Source organism: Leeuwenhoekiella sp. ZYFB001 (assembly GCF_011784865.1).
In the GTDB taxonomy this organism is placed as follows: Bacteria; Bacteroidota; Bacteroidia; order Flavobacteriales; family Flavobacteriaceae; genus Leeuwenhoekiella; species Leeuwenhoekiella palythoae.
In genome coordinates this window covers 3,666,148-3,690,881 of sequence record NZ_CP050460.1, presented here as the reverse complement: position 1 = coordinate 3,690,881, position 24,734 = coordinate 3,666,148, and the positions used below count along the sequence as shown (strand labels likewise).

The 24,734-nt window shown below is 40.9% G+C and carries 25 protein-coding genes; 10 read left to right on the top strand and 15 right to left on the bottom strand.

All coding sequences use genetic code 11. From position 1 onward, the window contains the following. Positions 1 to 27: 27 nt before the first annotated feature. A complete protein-coding gene (locus tag HCN54_RS15875; RefSeq protein WP_240924903.1) occupies positions 28 to 1,278 on the bottom strand; it encodes a beta-ketoacyl synthase N-terminal-like domain-containing protein in 1,251 nt (416 codons plus the stop codon). Positions 1,279 to 1,363: 85 nt separating this feature from the next. Here HCN54_RS15875 and HCN54_RS15870 point away from each other — a divergent pair, with 85 nt between their 5' ends. Then, positions 1,364 to 1,807, top strand: a complete 444-nt coding sequence (locus HCN54_RS15870; protein ID WP_167598556.1) for a cytochrome c oxidase assembly factor Coa1 family protein — start codon at positions 1,364 to 1,366, stop codon at positions 1,805 to 1,807. Here HCN54_RS15870 and bioA read toward each other — a convergent pair. The 4 genes from bioA to HCN54_RS15850 form a co-directional block, all read right to left on the bottom strand. Next, positions 1,804 to 3,069, bottom strand: coding sequence for an adenosylmethionine--8-amino-7-oxononanoate transaminase (gene bioA, locus HCN54_RS15865; RefSeq protein ID WP_167598555.1), 1,266 nt, complete (start codon positions 3,067 to 3,069; stop codon positions 1,804 to 1,806). The two genes, HCN54_RS15870 and bioA, sit on opposite strands and share 4 nt — an antisense overlap. A 68-nt stretch (positions 3,070 to 3,137) precedes the next feature. Next, entirely contained in the window at positions 3,138 to 3,422 is a 285-nt protein-coding gene (locus HCN54_RS15860; protein WP_167598554.1) for a GIY-YIG nuclease family protein, read from the bottom strand. Between the two features lie 61 nt (positions 3,423 to 3,483). Then, a complete protein-coding gene (gene bioD, locus HCN54_RS15855) occupies positions 3,484 to 4,104 on the bottom strand; it encodes a dethiobiotin synthase (RefSeq protein ID WP_167598553.1) in 621 nt (206 codons plus the stop codon). Positions 4,105 to 4,145: 41 nt separating this feature from the next. Then, a complete protein-coding gene (locus tag HCN54_RS15850; protein WP_167598552.1) occupies positions 4,146 to 5,309 on the bottom strand; it encodes an aminotransferase class I/II-fold pyridoxal phosphate-dependent enzyme in 1,164 nt (387 codons plus the stop codon). Positions 5,310 to 5,453: 144 nt separating this feature from the next. Between HCN54_RS15850 and HCN54_RS15845 the strand changes: the two genes are divergently transcribed. From HCN54_RS15845 to HCN54_RS15830, 4 genes are read left to right on the top strand one after another with little or no spacing between them, the layout of a single operon-like run. Then, on the top strand, positions 5,454 to 5,954 hold the full coding sequence (locus HCN54_RS15845) for a DUF2975 domain-containing protein (protein ID WP_167598551.1): 501 nt from the start codon (positions 5,454 to 5,456) through the stop codon (positions 5,952 to 5,954). 2 nt (positions 5,955 to 5,956) lie between these two features. After that, positions 5,957 to 6,163 carry a helix-turn-helix domain-containing protein gene (locus HCN54_RS15840; RefSeq protein WP_167598550.1) on the top strand — a complete coding sequence of 69 codons (207 nt, stop codon included), beginning with the start codon at positions 5,957 to 5,959 and terminating at the stop codon, positions 6,161 to 6,163. Positions 6,164 to 6,212: 49 nt separating this feature from the next. Then, a complete protein-coding gene (locus HCN54_RS15835) occupies positions 6,213 to 7,985 on the top strand; it encodes a M61 family metallopeptidase (protein WP_167598549.1) in 1,773 nt (590 codons plus the stop codon). Then, positions 7,967 to 8,668 carry a cyclase family protein gene (locus tag HCN54_RS15830; protein WP_167598548.1) on the top strand — a complete coding sequence of 234 codons (702 nt, stop codon included), beginning with the start codon at positions 7,967 to 7,969 and terminating at the stop codon, positions 8,666 to 8,668. The genes HCN54_RS15835 and HCN54_RS15830 overlap by 19 nt, the downstream gene beginning before the upstream one ends. 3 nt (positions 8,669 to 8,671) lie before the next feature. On the opposite strand, the gene HCN54_RS15825 is transcribed toward HCN54_RS15830, so the two are convergent. The 6 genes from HCN54_RS15825 to HCN54_RS15800 all read right to left on the bottom strand — a co-directional run bounded on the left by HCN54_RS15825 (position 8,672) and on the right by HCN54_RS15800 (position 15,657). Beyond that, a complete protein-coding gene (locus HCN54_RS15825; protein WP_167598547.1) occupies positions 8,672 to 9,202 on the bottom strand; it encodes a hypothetical protein in 531 nt (176 codons plus the stop codon). Between the two features lie 86 nt (positions 9,203 to 9,288). After that, positions 9,289 to 9,567: a F0F1 ATP synthase subunit epsilon gene (locus HCN54_RS15820; RefSeq protein ID WP_167598546.1), complete on the bottom strand. Its 279-nt coding sequence runs from the start codon at positions 9,565 to 9,567 to the stop codon at positions 9,289 to 9,291. Between the two features lie 73 nt (positions 9,568 to 9,640). Further along, the gene (atpD, locus tag HCN54_RS15815; protein WP_009778532.1) at positions 9,641 to 11,149 is read right to left on the bottom strand and encodes a F0F1 ATP synthase subunit beta; all 1,509 of its coding nucleotides are present in this window, start codon (positions 11,147 to 11,149) and stop codon (positions 9,641 to 9,643) included. A gap of 217 nt (positions 11,150 to 11,366) precedes the next feature. Then, positions 11,367 to 13,217: a glutamine--fructose-6-phosphate transaminase (isomerizing) gene (glmS, locus tag HCN54_RS15810; RefSeq protein WP_167598545.1), complete on the bottom strand. Its 1,851-nt coding sequence runs from the start codon at positions 13,215 to 13,217 to the stop codon at positions 11,367 to 11,369. A gap of 9 nt (positions 13,218 to 13,226) precedes the next feature. After that, the gene (locus HCN54_RS15805; RefSeq protein WP_167598544.1) at positions 13,227 to 14,831 is read right to left on the bottom strand and encodes a DUF4270 domain-containing protein; all 1,605 of its coding nucleotides are present in this window, start codon (positions 14,829 to 14,831) and stop codon (positions 13,227 to 13,229) included. Between the two features lie 16 nt (positions 14,832 to 14,847). Next, positions 14,848 to 15,657, bottom strand: a complete 810-nt coding sequence (locus HCN54_RS15800) for a glycogen/starch synthase (protein ID WP_167598543.1) — start codon at positions 15,655 to 15,657, stop codon at positions 14,848 to 14,850. Positions 15,658 to 15,713: 56 nt separating this feature from the next. Here HCN54_RS15800 and panC point away from each other — a divergent pair, with 56 nt between their 5' ends. The 5 genes from panC (at position 15,714) to radA (ending at position 20,528) form a co-directional block, all read left to right on the top strand. Next, a complete protein-coding gene (gene panC, locus HCN54_RS15795) occupies positions 15,714 to 16,613 on the top strand; it encodes a pantoate--beta-alanine ligase (RefSeq protein ID WP_167598542.1) in 900 nt (299 codons plus the stop codon). An 18-nt stretch (positions 16,614 to 16,631) separates the two neighbouring features. Beyond that, positions 16,632 to 16,982, top strand: a complete 351-nt coding sequence (panD, locus tag HCN54_RS15790; protein WP_072981173.1) for an aspartate 1-decarboxylase — start codon at positions 16,632 to 16,634, stop codon at positions 16,980 to 16,982. Between the two features lie 28 nt (positions 16,983 to 17,010). Beyond that, the gene (locus tag HCN54_RS15785; protein WP_240924901.1) at positions 17,011 to 17,952 is read left to right on the top strand and encodes a YbhN family protein; all 942 of its coding nucleotides are present in this window, start codon (positions 17,011 to 17,013) and stop codon (positions 17,950 to 17,952) included. Between the two features lie 78 nt (positions 17,953 to 18,030). Then, positions 18,031 to 19,167 (top strand): alpha/beta hydrolase, encoded by a 1,137-nt coding sequence (locus tag HCN54_RS15780; RefSeq protein WP_167598540.1) that lies wholly within the window; start codon positions 18,031 to 18,033, stop codon positions 19,165 to 19,167. Then, positions 19,167 to 20,528, top strand: a complete 1,362-nt coding sequence (radA, locus tag HCN54_RS15775) for a DNA repair protein RadA (protein ID WP_167598539.1) — start codon at positions 19,167 to 19,169, stop codon at positions 20,526 to 20,528. The genes HCN54_RS15780 and radA overlap by 1 nt, the downstream gene beginning before the upstream one ends. Before the next feature lie 72 nt (positions 20,529 to 20,600). Here the strand turns inward: radA and HCN54_RS15770 are convergent, their stop codons facing one another. From HCN54_RS15770 to HCN54_RS15755, 4 genes are all read right to left on the bottom strand, one after another. Continuing rightward, positions 20,601 to 21,347, bottom strand: a complete 747-nt coding sequence (locus tag HCN54_RS15770) for a succinate dehydrogenase/fumarate reductase iron-sulfur subunit (RefSeq protein WP_167598538.1) — start codon at positions 21,345 to 21,347, stop codon at positions 20,601 to 20,603. Between the two features lie 69 nt (positions 21,348 to 21,416). Next, on the bottom strand, positions 21,417 to 23,420 hold the full coding sequence (locus tag HCN54_RS15765) for a fumarate reductase/succinate dehydrogenase flavoprotein subunit (protein WP_072981165.1): 2,004 nt from the start codon (positions 23,418 to 23,420) through the stop codon (positions 21,417 to 21,419). Positions 23,421 to 23,423: 3 nt separating this feature from the next. Continuing rightward, positions 23,424 to 24,080 (bottom strand): succinate dehydrogenase cytochrome b subunit, encoded by a 657-nt coding sequence (locus tag HCN54_RS15760; protein ID WP_072981163.1) that lies wholly within the window; start codon positions 24,078 to 24,080, stop codon positions 23,424 to 23,426. 260 nt (positions 24,081 to 24,340) lie between these two features. Next, complete coding sequence (locus HCN54_RS15755) at positions 24,341 to 24,730, bottom strand: DUF2721 domain-containing protein (protein ID WP_167598537.1); 390 nt, start codon at positions 24,728 to 24,730, stop codon at positions 24,341 to 24,343. Positions 24,731 to 24,734 lie beyond the last annotated feature (4 nt).

Below are 24,734 nucleotides of genomic sequence, written 5' to 3'. Positions count from 1 at the left end.
AAATATGTTGTTTATAAATAGCGCAAACTACGCCTTGCTTACTAAAATACTCACCGCGTTGCCACCAAAACCCACCGCATTAACCAAGATATTTTTAATTTGTTTAGGTGGCTTTTGCGCCGAAATAAAGGGAACTTCCTCATATTCGCCATGTTGAACCACGTGCATCGCTGTATCAAAACTGAGCAAGCCACTCGCCCCAAAGGTGTGCCCAATCTTCCACTTATTGGTTGTTAATAACGGAAGGCGTTCTCCAAATATTTTTTTGATGGCAAGATATTCGGTTTTATCGCCCGCAATCGTTCCCGGCGCGTGCATCACCACAGCATCTACTTGTTTAGCCATTTCCCCGAAGGCGGAAATCTCATCATCTTGACCAGTTCCAAAAGCATCCTCAATCGCCATACGCATCGATTTTTGAAAACATAGTGCTTCGGCAGAAATCGATACCGCGTGTTTGAGCTTTTCGGTCGCATAACCTACACCGGTGATATACGCCAGTGCATTTTCATTCTTTCCTTTTTCAAGACAAACTGCAGCAGCACCTTCACCCAAAACCATTGTATTTTCAGTTTTATCTAGATCTAAAGCTAAACACGGAAATTGTGCATCTGCCGAAGCTCGCGAGTAGGTTTTGATGGCTTTCATCTGTGCGATGGTAAACGGCGTCAATGCCGCCTCACTACCACCAACTAAAAACTTATCGCACATCCCGGCTTGCAACCAGGCAACCCCGTTTAGCATCGCATGCAAAGCCGTTGAACAAGTGATGGAGTGGGAAATATCCGGACCATTATTTTGTAAATCTTGCGCAACCCAAGAAGAAAGATTTCCCAAGGTTGTGGTTGGAGAAGCCAGTGGTTCGCTTTTACTATTTTGAAGGAAATGCTCAAAATACTGTTCAAAAAGCTGCGTCGCACCACGTGACGACCCAATGTTGATCCCAAAATCACTTTCCTTTTGCCAACCCGCTTGTTGCGTCGCCAATCTTGAGACGTACATCGCATACAACACCGAAGCATCCAAAGCCTGATAATTTCGGTTTTCAGCACGAATGGCTTCAATCTCAGCTTTAAGCACTGACGGAAGCTTGCCTACCCAAGCCTCAAGCTGGGCGTCGTAGGACAGGGCGTGTTTTCCAAGCTGGTTTTCAGTGGTATCTGCTGCTGAAATTGCAGCCATTCCGGTAATTGCGATCACGTGCTTCACATCTTCAATCTTTATCTGCACCGCAGATATTATTCTATTGCTGTTTCCAAAAGGAAGACAGAAATCCATTTAATCTGCTGCAAAAATAAGGCATCAAAAATGGAGAATGATCAAAAACGCTTAGTTTAGTAGCATCAATCAAAAAGAAGTTAAGATGAACGAACTCGTAACGGAAGAACGCAGCTGGTGGTCAAGAAATTGGAAATGGGTCGTGCCTGTAGGAGGCTGTTTCACCTTCATTGTTATAGGTGTTTTGGTTCTTGGTGGTGCCATTTTTGGCTTTGTGAAAAGTGTTCAAAACGACAGCGGCGGCGATGATGCTCTGGAAATCGCAAAAAGCAACCCGCAAGTTATAGAAGTACTCGGCGAACCCATAACGAAAGACGGAATGGGCAGCTACTCGGTGAACTACAAAAACGGACGCAAAACTAGTGAAGCGACCATTCCTATCGAAGGACCTAACGGCACCGCTACCTTGCGCGTAAAAACCTCAGGAAGTGATGATGCGTTGATCTACGAAGTGTTTGAAATTCAAGTCGACAACACAGGAGAACTTATCGATTTAAACCAAAACCAGTTGGATCAAGGAGCATATTAGAAACTATCTAAAACCTTTTTAATCGCAGCATAAACCCTTTTCATTTCCTGCTCTGAAGTCACAAAAGGTGCCAAAATATAAATAGTTGATCCCAGCGGTCGCAAATACACACCTTCAGCCATACAGCGCTCATAAATTTGATAACGCAGGTTTCCGTAGCGCTCCATCGGCACATCAAGCTCCAAAGCAAAAATGGTTCCTTGTTGTCTAGTGGAATGCACTTTGGGATGCTTTTCAATCTCTGAAGCAAACGCAGCGTGCCAGCTTTGAATCTGTTTTATATTCTGCTGAATTTCTTCAGACTGAAGCAAGTCGAGCGCAGCGATCGCAGTTGCACACGCGATAGGATTCGCCGAATAGGTATGCGCATGGAACAAGGCTTTGCCAATATCATCATCATAGAACGCATCAAAAATGGCCTGTGTACACGTAGTGACGCCCATAGGCACCAAACCGGCTGTCAGCGCTTTTGAAAGACAAATGACATCGGGTTTCACTTCAATAAAATCTGAAGCGAAAAAGCTTCCGGTTTTACCAAAACCGGTCATCACCTCATCGGCGATCAAAATAATACCAAGTTCTTTACACTTCTGTAAAATCGGCTCCAGATGCGCTGCCTGATACATTTTCATCCCTGCTGCACCTTGAACCAATGGTTCGTAGATAAATCCTGCCAGGGGAGTTTCTGCGTGAAACGTTTCAATAGCTTTTATGAGTTCTTCCTGATTAGCTGCTGTAGGCAACGGAATGCGCTTTACATCAATAAAAAACTCTTCAAACGGACCATTATACACCGATAATCCACTCACAGACATCGCTCCAAATGTATCCCCGTGAAAACCTTCTTCAAAAGCTAGAAGCGTCTTGCGGGTTTGGCCTTTGTTGTGATGATATTGCAAGGCCATTTTGATCCCGATTTCGGTAGATGTAGAACCATTATCGTTAAACATCAACTTCTGCTGATTATCAGGTAAGATCGCCATTAATTTTTCAGAAAGTTCAATCGCCGGCTCGTGGGTAAATCCGCTAAAAATGATTTGATCCAGCTGGTGCATTTGACGATGCACACGCTCCACAATAAAATCATTACAATGCCCATACATCGCCGTATACCAGGAAGAAACAGCATCTACATAGGTTTTACCTTCTTCATCATACAACAAAGCTCCCTTAGCTTTCACAATAGGTTTTGCTTCAGGATGCAGTTTATGCTGCGTTAAAGGATGCCAAATATGTTGTTTATCGCGTTCTGTTAGATTCAAAATTCTAGGATATATTTAATGAAGACGTCATGCTGAACTTGTTTCAGCATCCCATCATGTAATTTATTTTAACTAAAAATTTTCAATGTTTGAAGTTTTGGGTTTTTCTCCTTGATCAAGTTCAATTTCCAATCTTTCTTCCAGTTTTTCAATTGTTTCTCTCTAGAAATAGCCTGATTAATATCTGAAAACTCTTCGAAGTAAATTAAATCACAAACATTATACTTGGATGTAAAAGCGGAACCTTTTTTCTCCTTGTGATCCACAATCCGCTGCTGCAAATTTGAAGTAACACCTATATAAAAAGTGGTTCTGTAGGTATTAGTTAGAATATAAACATAGCTCTGTTTCATACTTAACAACATTTGCTTGTGAGACCCTAAAACAAGTTCAGGGTGACCAAAAAACAACAACCTAATGAAGCCTTTCTCTCAATAGCTCTGCATATTCTTTGACAACCATTTTATCAAAATAAGGCTCTTCATCTATTCGCCCTAAAATGGCTACACCGCTCATTTTTGCAATGACCGATTCGGTTGTGGGATGTTCTTCGCCGCTAAACAGGATTCCGTGAATGGTTTTAACGGCTTGCTTCAGTTTATCAATCGTAAGCAACGTGTGGTTGATGCTTCCCAAATAATGTCTCGAAACAACGATCACTTTATCTTCCGGCTGAATCAAATCGAGAATTGTTTCGGTTTCACTAATCGGTACAAGCAATCCGCCAGCTCCTTCAATAACCAAATTATTTTCGGTCTCCGGTCTTTTGATTTCTGAAGCTTTTATAGAAACGCCATCAATGTCTGCCGCCGCATGCGGACTCATAGGTGTATGCAACTTAAAGGCATTATCGTGAAAAACGGTTTTGTCATTGTCAACAAATTCTTTGACTTTATGCGTATCCGAATAGTCTAAATCTCCCGCCTGAATAGGCTTCCAATAATCGGCCTCCAAAGCTTCGGTTACAATTGCTGAGGCTACTGTTTTTCCAACTTCCGTAGAAATTCCTGTGATAAAGAAAGTTTGTTTTTCCATAGTGCTGCAAAGGTACAGCGGCGAACTTTATCTACAGAAAATCATTCTAAAGATTTTGCTAGAAGCGCAAGCAGGGTTTTTATCTCATTTTGAGAATTATAACTGTGTAAACAAATTCGCAAGCGCTCCTGACCTGTCGGAACCGTGGGCGAAAGAATGGCTTTTACATCAAATCCTGCTTCTAATAATTCAGTCGAAATTTGCTTCACGCGCGCATTACCCGGAAGAATCGCACAGTGTATCGCCGAATCACTCTTAATAAAAAACTCTTGAAGCTGTTGCTTTTTGAGCTCTTCACAGAAATATTGGATGTTTTTACGCAGCTTTATTAAAGCGGAATTTGACTTTTTTGCGTCAGACGCCGCGTGTTCGTAGGCGGCCAATATGGTCGCCACACTATGCGGCGGTAAAGCAGTGGTGTAAATCAAGCTTCGGGCAAAATTAACGAGATAGCTTTTTAAGATTTCAGAACCTAAGATCGCTGCGCCATGACAGCCCATCGCTTTACCAAAAGTAACCAAACGCGTAACTTGGCGTCCGAGACCCAGTTCATCTATAATCCCTGTTCCAAAAACTCCAATGGCGTGCGCCTCATCTATAAAAACCTGAGCTGAAAACTGCTCGCATAGCTCTACCAATTTTAAAAGGTCTGGACTGTCTCCATCCATTGAAAAAACCGACTCAGTGACCACGTAGATAGCATACGCGTCATGCTGAACTTGTTTCAGCATCTCATCCTGCTTAGCCAAAAGCCGATCCAGATCTTCTAAATCATTGTGCTTAAATTTATAGGCTTTCGCGTGACTCATTTGGATTCCGTCACGGATGCTGGCGTGAATAAATTCATCATACAAGATCACGTCACCGCGCTGTGGCACAGATCCAAAGAATCCCACATTGGCGTCATAACCTGAGTTAAAGATCAGCGCTGCTTCTACCTTGTGTGTTTTAGCAATAAAACGTTCAGTCAGCTCATACAATTTATGATTTCCCGACAATAAGCGTGACCCCGCTGCACCGTTCAACTCCAGATTATGCTCTTTTAAAATTTCGCCTGCACGAGAAAAAATAGTCGAATTTTTAGAAAACCCCAGATAATCATTAGATGAAAAATCAACCAGCTCAACATCGAGTGTTTTCAGTTGGCGCAAGGCATTTGTTTCGCGACGTTGATTGAGTTTCTCTTGTAATTTTTTGGGCAGCATTGGGCAAAGATACAGTTTGGGTAGAAACAAAAGTGAAGGAAAACTATCTCAGGGCAAGCCTCGAAATATTAACCCTTTGGCGGCGTCAATAAATTATTGTTTTTCAATAATTATTTTATATTTGTTATCGAAAAACAATAATAAATGAAATTGAATTCTATTTTTAAAGGGCTTATTGACCTGGCATTTTACCTGATGGTGCCCATTGTGGTATTCTTTCCAGGGACAATCCTGTATATTTTTATGTTCCCTCAGCAGAGCATTATCAAAGTAAACATACCCTATACCGAGCAAGTGTTTGGAAGCGGGGCATTACTTTTTACAATTTGCTTCTTTATACTTTTTCTCTTGTTTTTTGCCGGTTTCTTTCAACTGAGAAAATTCGCAGGTCAACTCCTTAAAAAGAAACTATTCTCATCAGAAGTCATTAAAAGCACAAAGAAAGTCGGTCAATTTTTTACAGCCTGCGGTTTGGGCTCGTTGGTTTTTGTGGTAGTCAATTCGATACTAACTGGAGATAGAGAAATCCATTTTTCATTAAGTATATTAAACTTCAGCTTTTTTGTATTCCTGCATCTTGTTGGCGCAGTATTTCTACTCCTCAGTAACGCATTTTCTAATGAATTTAAGCTTAAAACCCTCTAATAATGCCCATCATCATCAACTTAGATCAGGTATTGGTTGATAGAAATATGAAGAGTAAAGAGCTGGCAGAAATCATAGGCATTACCGAAGCCAACCTTTCCATCCTAAAATCAGGGAAAGCTAAGGCGGTGCGTTTTTCAACTTTGGAAGCAATTTGCAAAGCTTTAGATTGCCAACCGGGAGATATTTTGGAGTATTCCGAGGATTAGTTTTGCTGCGGTTTGAGTACTTTTAAAGCTCATTCTAAATTTCCTTTAAATGAAACTCTGGATTGCATTCCTTTTTCTAAGCCTTTCACTACAGGCGCAAACCAATTCTTACGAAATATCTTTTGACAATGCCGTGCACCACGAAGCTATCGTCAAAGCCACGTTCCCTGAGGTGAAGTCAAAAACACTGCGCGTACAGATGAGCAGATCTTCTCCTGGTCGCTATGCGATTCACGAGTTTGCTAAGAATGTGTACGGTTTTAAAGCGACAAACGGATCGGGTGAAACTCTAGAGATCAAACGTGATGACCCATACAGCTGGATCATCACCAATACAGACGGAATAATCAATATTGAATATATTCTCTTTGCCAATCGTGGTGGCGGGACGTACTCTCAAGTAGATCTCACGCACGCGCACCTTAATATGCCGGCAACGTTTATGTATGCCGAAACTTTACAGGAACGCCCTATCGAGATCACTTTTAATGCTCGAAAAGACTTGAATTGGAAAGTTGCCACTCAGCTGAAACACAAATCCGGCAACACATTTATGAGTCCGAATTTGTATTATTTTATGGACAGCCCTACGGAAATAAGCAATTTGCGAGAGCGCGAGTTTAAGGTAGATGGGCAAACCATCAAATTTGTATTACACGATCCTGATCCTGAGAGTGATTTTGATACCTACTGGGAAAAGGTAAAAGCGATTGTTTTGCAGGAAAAAGCAGTTTTTGGAGAGTTGCCAAACTATGATTTTGGCGAGTACACTTTTCTTGCGTGTTATGCGCCTAACGTTTCGGGAGATGGGATGGAACATCGCAACAGCACCATTCTCACAGATACCGAAACCCTTGCTAATGGTGGAATGACCGGCAATATCGGTACTGTATCTCACGAATTTTTCCACAGCTGGAATGTGGAGCGTATACGTCCCGCAGACCTCGAGCCCTTTCAATTTGATCAAGCCAATATGAGCGATTGCCTTTGGTTTGCTGAAGGGTTTACGAGCTATTACACCAACTTGATTCTGGAGCGTGCCGGAGTTATAAGCGCCGAAGATTATGTAAACGGATTGAATGGCACCTTTAATTATGTATGGAATTCGCCTGCTTTACAGTATTTCAATCCTATTGAAATGAGCAATCAAGCGCCTTTTGTAGATGCGGCTACTTCGGTTGATCCTGTGAATCGCGAGAATATGTTTATCTCGTATTATTCTTACGGAAGTGTTTTAGGCCTGGCTTTAGATCTAAGCTTACGCGAAAAGAATTTGAATCTGGACGAATTTATGCAATTGATGTGGAAACGCTTCGGAAAGACCGAAGTTGCCTATACCGTTAAAGATATTGAAGCTACACTTGCCGCTTATGCAGATGCAGCATTTGCACAGGATTTCTTCGGAAAATATATCTACAAAAGTGAAATACCTGACTACAAAAACCTTTTTGAGCAGGTTGGCTTACAATTGGATCGCGCTTCTGAGAAGCCTTACTTTGGAGCTTCCTTTAAAGCAACCGAGAACGGACTAGAAATCTCTAGAAATACGTTTAAAGACAGTCCGGCTTATCAAGCAGACTTAGATAAAGGCGATTTGATCATCAAAATAGATGGGATTGCCATGAATTCAAATGACGCATTTAAAGACTTTCTTAACAGCAAGAATATTGACGATGTGCTTCAGGTTACCTTTGAGCGTTTTGGTGAAGTATTTACAACCCAAGTTAGACTTACTGCTGATCCTACATATACAATAAGCATTGCTCCTGATGCTAAAAAATCGGTAATACAAACCCGAGAAAAATGGCTAGCAAAGAAATAATAGACCTAAGTCAAGAAATCTATGACGGGATGCCGGTGTACAAGAGTCTGTCACCGGTTTCTATGCGGGTTTACGCAACACACGAGCTATGGGATGGGGACGAAAATCCTACAACTCAAACACCCAGTGTTCATCAAATCACAATGAGTGAGCATACCGGTACTCACGTAGATGCGCTCAATCATATGGATCGAAAGAATGCCGGCGAGTCCATTGATACTATGCCGCTTTCGATGTTCTTTACCGAAGGAATCTGTCTTGATTTTTCGTATAAAGGTTTGCAAGAACTCATCACAACCGAAGACATTAAAGAAGCTTGCCTGAAAGCTGATGTAAGCATCAAAAAAGGAGACACTGTGCTTCTTTGCACAGACCATTACCGAAAACACTTTGATACCGAAAATTGGCCCAAAGGCCCCGGAATCACCGCCGAGGCAGCCCAATATTTAGGAAGTTTGAAAATTGCAGCTTTTGGTGTAGAAACCATGTCACCGGGAGTACCAAAAATATCGAATACTGAGGTTCACAAAATTTGTGGCGCCTTAGGCTTTACTCATTATGAAAATATGATCAACTTGCACAAGTTGGTAGGCCGTGGTAGGTTTCAGTTTATTGCGCTTCCTCTTAAAATAAGAGGCGGCACCGGATCTCCTGTAAGAGCGGTAGCCGTTTTTGAAACCTAGCTTTTAATCTAAATAATATCCCTTTTTAGGGTCTGAAGCATTCCACACTTTAAGAGTAAATAGTTTAGCAATATATTTTGCTTCGGCTAGTGCATCTTCTTCATTGTGAAATCGTTCAAATTTTAAGTGTCTCGAATTCGTAAACCAAATATTCACTTCGTAGATCCCTTTTGAATTCTTGAAGATCCCAACCATTTTCAGCGCTTCGTAATCAGACCAATTACCCCAATAAAACGGCCCTAAATAATATTCAACCTTGTATTTATGAGTTTTGGTATTGAAAATGATCCGCTTTCGCTTTGCTAAATAAAAACCTAAACCTATAGCAAGGATTAGAAAAACCAGCACTGATTTTAAATCTTTTCCCCAGTTGACAAAATCACGTTCCTTGCTTAAATCATAACCGATTTTAAAGGTGATAAAATAGATCAGGAAGAGCAAAAAGCAGGCAAACGTGAATAGCAATGCAGCTAAGATCCTAACGAACAAAGATCGGTTCATTTGATTCAAAATCAATGTATCTGCTGATTTCATCGTTGCTAAAATACTTTTACAATGGCAATAAAAAAAGCGCTTAACCAAAATAGATTAAGCGCTTTTTTATTTTCTCGTTTATGGCGTTAGTCTGCCAAAACAATTACTTTATTATCCTTCATTTCAACCGTCCCAGATTTGATCGCGAGTACAAACTCACCAGATTCTTTACCGGCAGTGAAATGCTTTTTAGCTTTATCTGAAAGCGTAGCTCCTTTAACTTTCACAACACCTTCTTCTAAAAGAGAAACGATAGCTGCGTGATTGTCTAACAACTGAAACGCTCCGTCAGTTCCCGGTAAAATAACCGAAGTAGCTTCTCCGCTATATAAGGTTGCTTCAGGGCTTACTATTTCTAAATGCATATTTTTCAGTTTACAGTAAACAGTTTACAGTTTGCAGTACCTAATACTGAGACTGATAACTGCACACTCATTTTTATGCTTCCGCAAGCATTTTCTCACCAGCTTCGATCGCTTCTTCAATAGTACCCTTAAGGTTGAAGGCTGCTTCTGGAAGATGATCTAATTCACCATCCATAATCATATTGAAACCTTTGATAGTTTCTTTGATATCAACCAATACTCCAGGAATACCGGTAAACTGCTCCGCTACGTGGAAAGGCTGTGATAAGAAACGCTGAACACGACGTGCACGGCTTACGGCCAGCTTATCTTCTTCAGAAAGTTCTTCCATACCAAGAATCGCGATGATATCTTGTAATTCTTTATAGCGCTGTAAAAGCTCTTTTACGTTTTGAGCACAGTTATAATGATCTGCACCAAGAATTTCTTTAGTTAAGATTCGAGAAGTAGAATCTAACGGGTCAACCGCAGGATAAATACCTAGCTCAGCGATCTTACGAGAAAGTACGGTTGTTGCATCAAGGTGGGCAAAGGTTGTAGCCGGTGCCGGGTCAGTAAGGTCATCCGCAGGAACGTAAACCGCCTGTACAGATGTAATAGAACCTTTTTTAGTTGAAGTAATACGCTCTTGCATCGCACCCATTTCGGTTGCTAGTGTAGGCTGGTAACCTACCGCAGATGGCATACGACCTAAAAGTGCCGATACCTCTGAACCTGCTTGCGTAAAACGGAAAATGTTATCAACGAAGAAAAGAACGTCTTTTCCTTGACCGTCTCCTGCTCCATCACGGAAATACTCAGCGATAGTAAGACCAGAAAGCGCCACACGAGCACGTGCTCCCGGTGGTTCGTTCATCTGACCGAATACGAAAGTTGCTTTAGACTCCTTCATTGCAGCCTTGTCAACTTTAGTAAGATCCCAACCGCCTTCTTCCATAGAGTGCATAAAGTCTTCACCGTATTTAATAATACCAGACTCAAGCATCTCACGAAGTAAATCGTTACCCTCACGCGTACGCTCACCTACTCCGGCAAATACAGAAAGACCACCGTGACCTTTTGCAATATTGTTAATCAACTCCTGAATCAATACGGTTTTACCAACACCTGCACCACCAAAAAGACCAATTTTACCCCCTTTTGCGTAAGGCTCAATCAAGTCGATAACTTTGATACCAGTGAATAAAACTTCGGTTGAAGTTGATAAATCTTCAAATTTTGGAGCTTCGCGGTGAATTGGAAGACCGTCTTTTCCTGCTTTAGGAAGATCACCAATACCGTCGATAGCATCACCAATTACATTAAATAAACGCCCGTAAACGTCGTCACCAATAGGCATTTGAATTGGCGCTCCAGTAGCAACTACCTCAGCACCTCTGCTCAAACCATCAGCAGAATCCATCGCGATCGTTCTTACCGTGTTCTCACCAACGTGCGATTGTACCTCAAGTACTAAAAGGCTTCCGTCTGCTTTTGTAATTTCTAGCGAATCATAAATTTTTGGAAGATCTGCATTGTTTGCAAATTCAACATCTACAACAGGGCCGATAATCTGGGCAACTTTACCTGTAACTTTTGACATTCTTAACTATTTAATGTTTAGCAAAATATGTAGCCGAAAAAAACAAAACAAACCTAAATATCCCTTATTTTTTTCGTCGTGCAAAGATAGTTTTTAATATTTAAAAACCTAAAAGACTTTTATTGAATTTCTTCAGCGTTAACAAAAGCATAAAACCACTTGATAAACCTCAGAATTACAGCCCTCTAAAAACACCTGCGTTTTATGCGAAAATCAGCTATTCTACAGTGACACTTTTAGCCAAATTACGAGGCTGATCAACGTTTTTACCAAGCATTACCGCGATATGATACGATAACAATTGAAGCGGAATCGTAGTTAATAACGGAGACATAGAATCCATCACTTCTGGAACCTCGATCACGTGATCTGCAAGCCCTTTTACCGTTACATCGCCTTTAGTAACAATTGCAATAATTTTCCCCTTACGACTTTTGATCTCTTGAATATTGCTCACCACTTTGTCATAATGACCGCGGCGCGTAGCAATAACAATTACCGGCATATGCTCGTCAATAAGCGCAATTGGGCCGTGCTTCATCTCAGCTGCAGGATAACCTTCTGCGTGGATGTATGATATCTCTTTAAGTTTTAAAGCGCCTTCTAAAGCAACGGGGAAATTGAATCCGCGACCTAGATACAAACAGTTAGAAGCATTTTTATATACCGAAGCAATCTCCTTGACGTGATCGTTGCTTTTTAACGCCTCCTCTACCTTTTCAGGGATCAGGCGCAACTCTTCAAGATGCATATGCAAGTCTGAAGTTGAAATACGTCCTTTAGCTTTCGCCACTTTCAATCCTAATAACGTAAGTACGGTAATTTGCGTGGTAAATGCTTTTGTTGAAGCAACACCAATTTCAGGACCGGCGTGAGTGTATGCGCCGGCGTGTGCCTCTCGAGAGATCGACGATCCAACTACGTTACATACACCAAAAACAAAGGCTCCTTTTTCTTTAGCCAGCTTCATCGCAGCCATAGTATCTGCGGTTTCACCACTTTGAGAAATAGCGATCACCACATCATCTTTGTCAATAACCGGATTGCGGTATCTAAATTCTGACGCATATTCTACCTCAACAGGTACACGCATCAATTCTTCGATGATATATTCAGCCACTAGCCCTGCGTGCCAAGAGGTTCCGCAAGCTAAAATCACTAAACGTTTTGCATTGATGAATTTATCAATATGATCATCTACACCAGCCATCTTGATAACTCCTTTATTCTCACGCATACGTCCTCTAAACGTATCACGTATCGCTTGAGGCTGCTCGTAGATCTCCTTAAGCATAAAATGAGGATACCCTCCTTTTTCTATCTGCTCAAGATTGAGTTTTAATTCTTGTATGTAAGGCTGACTTACCAGTGCGTCATCTTGAATATTGAAAACTTTCACCTCTTTACCTCTACGCACAATAGCCATCTCACCATCCTCTAAGTAAAGTGCGTTGTTTGTATATTCAATAAAAGGAGAAGCGTCTGAAGCGATAAAATACTCATCTTCACCAATACCTATCGCAAGCGGACTACCCAAACGAGCGACGACAATTTCGTTTGGTTTTTTCTTATCAAAAACCGCAATGGCGTATGCGCCCACGGTCTCGTTTAAAGCAATCTGAACCGCCTTACCTAATTTGACTTTTTGATTGCGCTGTACATCTTCAATCAGATTAACCAGCACTTCTGTATCTGTGTCAGATTTAAAGGTATATCCACGCTTGGTCAACTCTTGCTTTATGGCATCATAATTCTCGATGATCCCGTTATGAATAATGACTAAATCTCCAGAATTTGAAAAATGTGGGTGCGAGTTAACATCATTAGGAACCCCGTGTGTTGCCCAGCGCGTATGACCAATACCTAAAGTACCTTCGGCAGTAATGGTTGACTCAACCTTAGTTTTAAGGTCATCAACTTTACCTTTTGTCTTGCATAACTGAATCTCTTCACCATCAAACAAAGCAACCCCGGCGCTGTCATAACCGCGATACTCCAGTCGTTGCAAGCCTTTTATCACAACAGGATAGGCTTGTCTATGACCAATGTAACCTACAATTCCGCACATAAAATGATATTAATTTGAAGCTTCTGAATAGAAAACTTTTAGCTTCAGTCGTTTTGCTTCAGGAACATTTACACTGCTTCCGTAGAGAATAGTTCCACGATTAGCAATTACCGAAGCATAAGGCACTCTATTAGGGAGGTCGCTATCAGTTTTACCTTCTATCGTAGCTGTGGCTGTAGAAAGTACATTTTGTGTTACTACTAAGCCAAGTTTAGTTGTTGGAGTATCATTCTCAGGATCTAGTAATGCTTTATAAAATTCTGTGATTCTGATTTTATAGCTCACCCCTTGCCCGTTATCATCAGTTTCTAACGGACCTAAATGCGTAGTTCCAACCGCTGTTATGGTTCCTGACGAACTAATAGTGGCATCACCTGAAAAATCACGCAAAGGCAAGTTGGTCTCCAGGTCATAAATATAAACGCGTTGCGGCTCAGATACTGAAGCGCCAGCATACTGCTGAATCTTATCTTGATCTACAAAAAATTCTAAATTAGCTTCTCGAATAAGACGAGGTTGCGCACGCAGCGCATCAAGCTCATCGGGAATTCCGTTAGCGTCATCATCTACATCTTCAAACAGCTCAATAACAGCCATACTTCCCTGACCGCCTTTTAGATAAAGATTTTCTTCTCCGTTTTCTTTATCAATACCGGTCAGTTCTGTTTTGATCTCAGATTTAAAATCATTCTGATATCCAACCACACCATTTCCGGCAAGGCTTAAAGTTACACTTGATTGATTTCTTGAATCTTCTTCTCCCGAAGTGTAGTAAATCGCGATAGAAGTATTGGCTTTGTCGAATAGAAAATAAGAACCACTACCATTTACTGGCTCGGCTTTTAAATAAACCCCTCTAAAGTAATTTCTAAACGAATTAGCATTAAACAGTACGTCTTCACCTCCCCGGTCTAAAATATTTTCTTGCCAATACGTTTCACCGTAAGCAGTCTCATCAAGACGAATGCGTAATCTAGGCGAATTACTGGTCACCTCATCATCCTCTCCATCTGTGGTAGCCGGCACTGTGGTCACCACAGTTTCATTAGATGGAACAAAGATTTGCTGCATAAGCGTATCACCTTCTACCCCATTAAATTCGGTTAAATCATTAGAATAATATACCGCGCCGTTTTCAAAATCAGGTCCGTTATTAGAATTCAAGAAGTAATTAGATCTGAATGCCGTAACACGAATAGGATCTGAACCGTAAACCGAATCAAGTTCGTAAACGGTCTCATTCTCACTATTTACACTTCCGGTGCTAAAATAAGGCATGGTAAAAACCACCGAATCAACAACCGGATTGGTTCCAAAAGTAGAATTATAAGTACTCAAACTCACTTGACTAAGTGTCGAAGCCGTAGTAGAACCATATATTGAATCTTGATAATAACCTAAAACGCCGGCACTAAGTCCATTTGTTTGCACGCCTAAAGAATCAAAAAAACGCTCGCTATATGCAGTTACCGGATAACTCTCGTTACCCGAAGTGAAGTTGCTGTCATCAACTAAACCGCTTCCCACCTCCAGAAAATCGTCTTCACAAGAAAAGAAGACAAATAGAAGCATTAGTAAACCTAATGTTCTTGTCAACACCGTATTCAATTTCATTCGTTTTTTTGTTTTTTTAATCTAGCACCTTGGTGGTATAGAACTCTTCGTACGCCTGCGCAAATTCTTCTCTCTTTTTATAAGGAAGCACAGGGATTTTAGTAACATTCAAATACTTGGAAAGATCTTCACTAAGTTCGGCAGAACCTACAATGGCAGCGTCAGAGTTTTTAATCGCTACTTTCATTAAGTTCTCATAAGAAGGCTTTTCAAGCTCAGAGATTGAATCTTTGTCTATTCCGTCAAAAGCTATTTTATCAATTAATTGCTCATTTAACGTGTCGTCAAACCCGGTATTATAAACAGAAGTCACAATTTTGCTTTGCTTAAAAAGCGGTTCGCTTGCATAAAACTGCTTTAAATATAAAGGCAGTAGTGATGCTAACCAACCATGAACGTGAATGATGTCTGGAGCCCAATTAAGCTTTTTAACCGTCTCTACTACACCCTTTGCAAAAAATATTGCGCGCTCATCGTTGTCTGCAAATAAGTTTCCGTCCTCGTCAGTAAACGTAGCTTTTCTTTTAAAATACTCTTCATTATCTATAAAGTAAACCTGAATACGCTCTTTAGGTATAGAGGCAACTTTAATGATAAGCGGCATGTCAAAATCATTTATGACCAAATTCATTCCGGAAAGCCGTATCACTTCGTGAAGCTGGTGCCGTCTCTCATTAATATTGCCATAACGTGGCATAAAAATGCGAATTTGACCTCCTTTACTATTTACCATTTGAGGAACCTCAAACGACATTGATGCGATCTCTGTCTCTGGCAAATACGGTATAACTTCAGATGATACGTACAATATCCTCTTATTTTTCATAAATGTGCTTCTAAGTTTCTGTTAAGGCTAAAAAACACGCAAAATTACGAAATTTTATGCAGATTGCCAGTAATATAGTAATTTTGCCGCCTGTTAATTTAATCGGGATGCACGTATATACCAATAGACCAGAAATTTCTAGTGCTGTTGCAAAACACAAAGAAAAGGGCCTTAAAATAGGTTTTGTACCTACTATGGGCGCTTTGCATAGAGGTCATGGAAGTCTATTTAATTTTGCTTTAGAAAACTGCGATGTAGTCGTTGTGAGTATCTTTGTAAATCCTACACAGTTCAACAATCCCGCAGATCTTGAGACCTATCCCAGAGATTTGCAGGCAGATCTTGAATTTTTAGAGCACATCAACCCCAACCTGCTTGTTTTTGCCCCGAGCACGACAACGATTTATGGAAGCGAAATTAAAGCCTTAGATTTTAATTTTGACGGATTAGATCAAGTGATGGAAGGCGCGTTTAGACCCGGTCACTTTGAAGGCGTTGCCACCGTATTAAAATATCTATTTGAGATTGTGAATCCGGATATGGCTTTCTTTGGCGAAAAAGATTATCAACAGCTTCAAATCGTAAATAAATTAGTTGAGATTGAAAACCTTCCGGTACAGATCGTAGGTTGCCCTATCAGCCGCCACGATGATGGCCTTGCTGAAAGCTCTAGAAATAAAAGACTCACTGAAAAACAGCGTGAAGCCTCGCCTTTTATTTACAAAACCTTAATGCAAGCAAAAGAACATTTTAACGACCAAAGCGTCGAAGATGTCGTACATTTTGTTGAGCAAGAATTTAAAGGAAAAGAGCATCTTGAACTTGAGTATTTTGAAATCGCAAATGCAATTACACTGAAGCACGCCACGACCAAAAAAGCCGAAGACAAATACAGAGCATTCATCGCTGTTTTTGCCGGTGATGTACGACTCATAGATAATATCGCCCTAAATTAAAAACCTTATTTTTACACCATGTTAGTTAACGTTGTAAAATCAAAAATACACCGCGTAAAAGTTACCGGCGCCGAACTTCATTATATAGGTAGTATTACCATTGACGAAGATCTTATGGATGCAGCCGGTGTTATTGAAGGAGAACGTGTACAAATCGTAAATGTTACCAACGGTGAACGCCTGGAGACTTATGCGATTCCCGGGCCACGCAAAAGCGGGGAAGTCACCTTAAATGGCGCTGCTGCTCGTAAAGTCGCAAAAGGCGATATCCTTATTCTTATCACCTATGCTTTTATGGAGCTGGAAGAAGCTAAAGCGTTTAAACCTTCTCTAGTTTTCCCTAACGAAGAAACTAATTTGCTCAATTAACTTGAGCAAAAAATCCCTCATAAAATTATTGAAAGTTGCCATCCCGTTGGGGATCGGGATACTTTTGATCTATTATTCGTTAAGTTCGGCCACACCACAAGAGCGCGCCATCCTTTGGAACAACATTAAGGACGCACCTCCAGTTTACATCGCTGTTTCACTCATGTTTGGCATTTTGAGCCATCTATCCCGAGCTTATCGCTGGCAGTATCTTTTGCAACCTATGGGCTACCACCCCAAGTTAAGCAACCGCTTTATGGCAGTAATGGCTGCTTATCTGGCTAATTTAGGCATTCCTCGAAGTGGGGAATTATTGCGCGGGGCGCTGCTTACCACTTATGAAGATGTCCCTTTTGAAAAAGCTTTTGGCACTATAATTTCAGAACGTATTGCCGATTTTTTGATGCTCCTTTTAGTCGTAGGTATTGCTATTGTTTTGCAAACCGACACCTTATTAGGCTACCTACACGAACAAAATATCAATCCACTATATACCGTATTGTTTTTAGCTGCCGGCGTACTACTCATCGCTCTGGGCTTTAAAATTATACAACGAGCCAAAACAGGAATTTTAGCCAAGCTCAAAGACTTTATGGCCGGCCTCGTAGAAGGCATGAAAAGCATCTTAAAAATGCGGAACAAATGGGCGTTTATAGGACACACCTTCTTTATTTGGATCATGTATATCTTGATGTTTTGGGTGATCAAATTCACGATTCCTGAAATATCTTATGCCTCTACAGGTGTTATCCTTGCTGCGTTTGTGATTGGTTCGTTTGCCATTTCAGTAACTAACGGCGGGATCGGAGTATATCCTATAAGTATTGGCGCCTTATTTATTTTCTTCGGCTTTAGCAAGGAAGGTGGTGAAGCTTTTGGGTGGATCGTTTGGGGGTCTCAAACCTTACTTGTGTTGGTTTTGGGAGCTCTTTCTTTTTTATTGCTTCCTATTCTCAACAGGAAAAAATAAGCAGCTTTGGTTTGATTAATAGGCCGTAGTTAACTTGAGAATAATGTTTAACTTCACCTTGCCTTAATCTACTTTTCCATGAAAAAAATATTACTTCTGATATTGCTTGTATACAGCAGTATCAATGCTCAGGTGCTTTATGAATCTGTACCTTCTTCAAAATTCAACGAACCCCGAAATGTAAAAATTCAGCTTCCTCGTAATTACGAAGCAAACGAAGATAAATATTACCCGGTCATTCTAGTTCTTGACGGTGACTATCTTTTTGAACCGGTAGCCGGAAGCGCCGATTATTACAGCTATTGGGAAGACATGCCACAGGCGATCATCGTTGGCGTGATGCAGCCTGACCGCATGGAAGACACCTTTTATGACGATGCTAATTTTTTACCTACTGGTCAAGGAGCTGACTTTTTTGAGTTTTTAGGAATGGAACTTTTACCGTGGCTCAACAAACAATACCGTTTAGCACCGTTTAATGTAGTTGTAGGTCACGACGCCACCGCTGGTTTTGCTAATTATTATCTGATGAAAAATCCGCCGTTATTCAATGCTTATATTTCGTTGAGTCCCGACTTAGCTCCGCAGATGAATGAGCGTCTTACAACCATTTTGAAGCAAACCGAACAACAAATTTTTTATTATCAAGCAACAGGAACTGAAGACATTCCTTCCTTAAGAGAAGAAACATTAGCGCTTCACCAAGCCCTAAGCGGAATAGAAAATGAAAAGTTTCATTATTATTTTGACGATTTTCAAGATGCCACCCATTATTCTTTGGTAGGGCGTGCTATTCCTAAAGCTTTAGAAAAAGTGTTTGCGGTTTACCGCCCCATCAGCAAAAAAGAATTCACCGAAAAAATACTTAAAGCAGATTCGCCCTTTGACTACTTGATCGAAAAATACACGGTAATGCAAAATCTTTTTGGCTTAGATGATAAAATCAGGATCAACGATTTTATTGCGATTGCAGCGGCCCTCGAGAAAAAATCTGATTGGGATGGTTTTGAAAACCTTGGTAAATTAGCAAGTAAAGAATACCCGGAAACGATTTTAGGCCCCTACTATTTGGGACGTTCTTATGAGGGTAATGGCGAGCCTAAAAAAGCTATGCGCACCTATGAAGGCGCTCTCGTCTTAAAAGAAATAGGCGATATAAATAAAGATATTCTTGTTGCACGATCGCAACAGATTAAAGATGATTTTGGATATTAATGGCAAAAGTAAAAACAACCTTTTTCTGTCAAAACTGCGGCGCCCAATTTGCTAAATGGCAAGGGCAATGCACTTCGTGTAAAGAATGGAACACTATTGCAGAAGAAGTTGTACAAAAAGTTGAAAAAACCGGCTGGAAAACAGAACCGCAGTCTACCAAACGTGTAGCTAAACCACAACGCATCAAAGAGATTGACACCACTAAAGATGCCCGGTTAAATACTGAAAACAACGAACTCAACCGCGTTTTAGGAGGCGGGCTCGTTCCCGGCTCTCTCACACTATTGGGCGGTGAACCCGGTATAGGTAAAAGTACACTGATGCTGCAAATAGCACTAACCTTACCGTACACCACGCTTTATGTTTCTGGGGAAGAAAGTGCACAACAAATCAAAATGCGTGCAGAACGAATTAACCCTGCTGCTGAAAATTGTTTGATTCTTACCGAAACCAAGACGCAAAACATTTTTAAGCAAGTTGAAGCGGTGAATCCAGACATTGTGATTATCGACTCGATACAAACGCTGCATAGCGACTATATTGAGAGTGGAGCTGGGAGCATCTCTCAAATAAGAGAAACCACCACAGAACTCATTAAATTCGCTAAAGAGACCGCCACTCCGGTGATTCTCATCGGTCACATCACAAAAGACGGAAACATTGCCGGCCCAAAAATTCTGGAACATATGGTAGATACTGTGCTTCAGTTTGAAGGTGATCGCAATCACATTTATCGCATTTTGCGCGCACATAAAAACCGTTTTGGATCTACCAGCGAACTTGGGATTTATGAAATGCAAGGCAGTGGTTTGCGTGAAGTTTCTAATCCTTCAGAAATACTGATCTCTAAAAATGATGAGGATTTAAGCGGAACAGCGATCGCTGCAACTTTAGAAGGAATGCGGCCGCTTATGATAGAGATACAAGCACTTGTAAGCACCGCGGTATATGGCACCCCACAGCGTAGCGCAACGGGGTATAATGCTAAACGCTTAAATATGATCCTCGCCGTTTTAGAAAAACGCGCAGGCTTTAGACTGGGCGCCAAAGATGTGTTTTTAAATATCACCGGTGGAATTTCAGTAGACGATACTGCGATAGATCTTGCTGTTGTTGCTGCTATATTATCGAGTAACGAAGACATTTCGGTTGCTAAAGATATTTGCTTTGCTGCTGAAGTAGGCCTTGCCGGAGAAATACGCCCGGTTACCCGTGTAGAACAACGCATACTTGAAGCTGAAAAGTTAGGCTTCGGTACAATTATGATTTCTAAATACTGTAAAGTTCCGAAGAACAACTACGGAATCACCATCGTACGCGTTGCTAAAATGAACGATGTGGTAGAATGGTTATTTGGCTAAAAAGAAATCCTTATGCATAAAAAAAAGCGCCTTGATCAAGGCGCTTTTCTTTTTATCTGCACTGTGGTTCCATTATCCTTTTGTGGTCGCACTTAAGTATTCACGGTTCATACGCGCGATGTTCTCTAAAGAAATTCCTTTAGGACATTCAATCTCGCAAGCTCCGGTATTGGTACAGTTACCAAAACCTTCCAGATCCATCTGGCGCACCATATTCTCAACACGCTCTACAGCTTCAACCTGACCTTGAGGTAACAAAGCATATTGCGAAACTTTAGCTGAGGTAAATAACATCGCACTTGCATTTTTACAAGCAGCAACGCAAGCTCCACAACCAATACAAGTAGCTGCTGCAAAGGAATCATCTGCATCGTGTTTATTCACAGGAATGCTGTTCGCATCAATGGTATTCCCCGAAGTATTTACTGAGATATACCCTCCTGCGTGCTGAATACGATCAAAAGAAGAACGGTCAACGATCAAATCTTTTATAACCGGAAATGCAGTTGCTCTAAATGGCTCAATAACGATGGTATCGCCATCTTTAAATTTACGCATGTGTAATTGACAGGTAGTCACTAGACGATCTGGACCATGTGGTTCCCCGTTGATCTGTAAAGAACACGCCCCACAAATTCCTTCACGACAATCGTGATCAAATTCTACCGGATCATCTCCTTTAGCAATAAGCTCCTCATTTAAAACGTCTAGCATTTCAAGAAAAGACATATCATCTTCAATCCCGTCAATAGGATAAGTGACCATCTTTCCTTTTGCGTTAGCGTTTTCTTGGCGCCATATTTTAAGTGTAAGTTTCATATTTCTTTAGATTTTAGTATTGAGTATTGAGTCGCTAAGCATTAACACTTCGTAGCTCAACACCGGCATCTATTTATAACTTCTAGTTTTTAATTCAATATTCTTGAATTCTAAATCTTCTTTGTGCAGCTGGGCTTCTTTAGGCTCGCCTTTGTATTCCCAAGCAGCTACATATTTAAAGTTCTCGTCGTCTCTGAGCGCTTCACCTTCTTCAGTCTGGTACTCTTCTCTAAAGTGACCTCCACAAGATTCATTTCTATGTAAAGCATCTTTTGCAAAAAGTTCACCTAACTCAAGGAAATCAGCTACACGACCAGCTTTTTCCAATTCGGCATTTTTGCTTTCTGCAGCTCCAGGAACTTTTACATTTGCCCAGAAATCCTTACGCAGCTCAGCAATTTCTTCAATCGCTTCTTTTAAGCCTTGTTCGTTACGCGCCATTCCACATTTGTTCCACATGATTTTACCCAATTTCTTGTGGTAATAATCAACAGAATGTTGCCCTGAAGCATTCATTAGACGTGCGATTCTATCTTTCACATCTTTTTCTGCTGCATCAAATTCTGGAGTTTCAGTAGAGATTTTTCCGGTTCTAATATCTTTTGAAAGATAATCTCCTATCGTATATGGAAGCACAAAATAACCATCAGCGAGACCTTGCATCAATGCCGAAGCTCCTAAACGGTTAGCACCGTGATCTGAGAAGTTTGCTTCTCCTACAGCATAACAGCCAGGAATCGTAGTTTGTAAGTTATAATCAACCCAAAGACCACCCATAGTGTAATGTACCGCAGGGTAAATCATCATAGGAGTCTCGTATGGATTTTGATCTACGATCTTCTCATACATTTGAAAAAGGTTACCGTATTTAGCCTCAACAACCTCTTTTCCAAGCTTTATAATCTCTTCCTTAGACGGATTTTTATGTCCTGAAGTATACGCTTTTTCCTTTCCGTAGCGCTCAATAGCACTAGAGAAATCAAGATACACAGCTTCTCCTGTTTTATTCACTCCAAATCCGGCATCGCAACGCTCTTTTGCTGCTCGTGAAGCCACATCTCGAGGAACCAAGTTACCAAAGGCAGGATATCTACGCTCTAAATAATAATCTCTATCTTCCTCTTTAAGCTGTGTTGGTTTTAGTTTTCCGGCACGAATAGCTTCTGCATCTTCTTTCTTCTTCGGAACCCAGATACGACCATCATTACGCAAAGATTCTGACATCAACGTCAACTTTGACTGGTGATCTCCCGTTACCGGAATACACGTAGGGTGAATTTGCGTGTAACAAGGGTTTGCAAAATATGCTCCGCGACGGTGTGCTCTCCAAGCCGCCATCACATTACAACCCATTGCATTGGTTGATAAGAAAAATACGTTTCCGTATCCACCACTTGCCAATACTACTGCGTGCGCCGAGTGACGCTCGATCTCACCGGTAACCATATTACGAGCGATGATTCCTCGTGCTTTGCCATCAACAAGAACCACATCCATCATTTCGTGACGGGTGTACGATTTGATCTTTCCACGGTTAATTTGACGGTTCATTGCAGAATAGGCTCCTAAAAGCAATTGCTGCCCTGTTTGTCCTTTAGCGTAGAAGGTTCTGGATACCAAAACCCCACCAAAAGAACGGTTATCTAAAAGACCACCATATTCACGCGCGAAAGGAACACCTTGCGCCACACACTGGTCTATAATATTTGCTGATACTTCCGCAAGACGATATACGTTAGCCTCACGTGAGCGGTAATCACCACCTTTTACGGTATCGTAAAATAAACGATAGTTAGAATCACCATCTCCCTGATAGTTTTTTGCCGCGTTGATCCCTCCTTGTGCTGCAATAGAGTGCGCACGACGTGGAGAATCCTGATAGCAAAAAGTCTTTACATTATATCCTAACTCTGCCAGTGTTGCCGCAGCACTACCTCCTGCAAGACCGGTACCCACAACGATAACATCAATGTTACGTTTGTTAGCTGGGTTTACCAGGTTGATATCGTTTTTATGTTGTGTCCACTTATCTTTAAGAGGACCTTCTGGAATATTTGATTTGAATGCTGACATCGTCTAGTGATTAAAATGATGAAACAACGCGATGAAAATAAATCCGGCAGGAATCACGATTGCATAAACTTTTGCAAACTTTTTAAGCCCTCTCGCATACTTGTTATTGAAGCCTACAGACTGAAATGAAGAAGCGAAGCCGTGATACAAGTGTAATGCTAGAAAAACAAAAGAAAGCACGTATAAACCAGTTCTTACCGGGCTGTGAAATTTCTCTACCAATTCCCCGTAATAACGCGTCGCGTCGCTCGGGTTTGCTTCGATATACTTGTAGGCGATTTCCGGAAACCAGAAATCGTAAAAGTGAAGTCCTAAAAAGGCTAAAACAACAATACCGGTATAAATCATATTGCGACTTACCCAGCTCGAATTTGTGTTTCCTTTATAGCTTACATAACTCACCTTTCTTGCCGAACGGTTACGCGCTTCTAGAATGAAACCCATCACAAAGTGAAAGATAACCCCAAAAATAAGTACCGGCTGAAGAATCGCCTGCACTAAGAAATTAGTCCCCATAAAATGAGAAAACTCATTAAAGGTTTCAGGGCTAAAGGTCGAAGTAAGGTTAATTGTAAAATGCTGACCTAAAAACAATACAAGGAACAAACCTGAAAGTGCCATAGCTACCTTTCGGGCGATAGAAGAGGAAATGATTCCCATTTATTTACGTTTTTAATTTAGTGGCACAAATTTACGGCTCAGCGGTTTGTTTCACAAACATTGTGGCTGCTTTTGGAATCGTTATAAATAAGAAGAAAAATGTTCAACAAAGCTTTCGAAAACCTTTGAAATCAAGGGTTTTTGTTGAACAAAAAATTTAAAGAATGTTTAAAATCTATCTTCCTCGACCAATCTGAATAAGATATACACGCTGAAAAAAGCAATCGATTTCCTACTAAGCTTTTGGTTAAACGCTTCGGTCAATCATCCATATCATTCAACTGAATTTCTAATGCTTGAGTGCTGAGTTGCACTTCTGTAAAAGAAAGCGCCAGTGAAATCATTAGCGCCACCAAACTCACTCCAAAAATAACATTCGCCCAAACTGATTTTTCGATATAGATAAAGAACATCGTGATCACTGCCAGCAAAAAACTTACGATCGCCATAGCCTGCATCGCTTTGATAATTCCTAATCTACGTCTCAATTGATAGATCTGTGCTTTTATAGGACTTGAGGATTCTTCCTGATAGCGTTTATACAACTCCCTGATGAGCGCTGCGATTGCCAGATATCGTGCGTTATAAGCCAGCATTGTTAGCGATATCGCCGGAAATAACAATGCCGGTATACTTAAACTTAATTCCATTTGT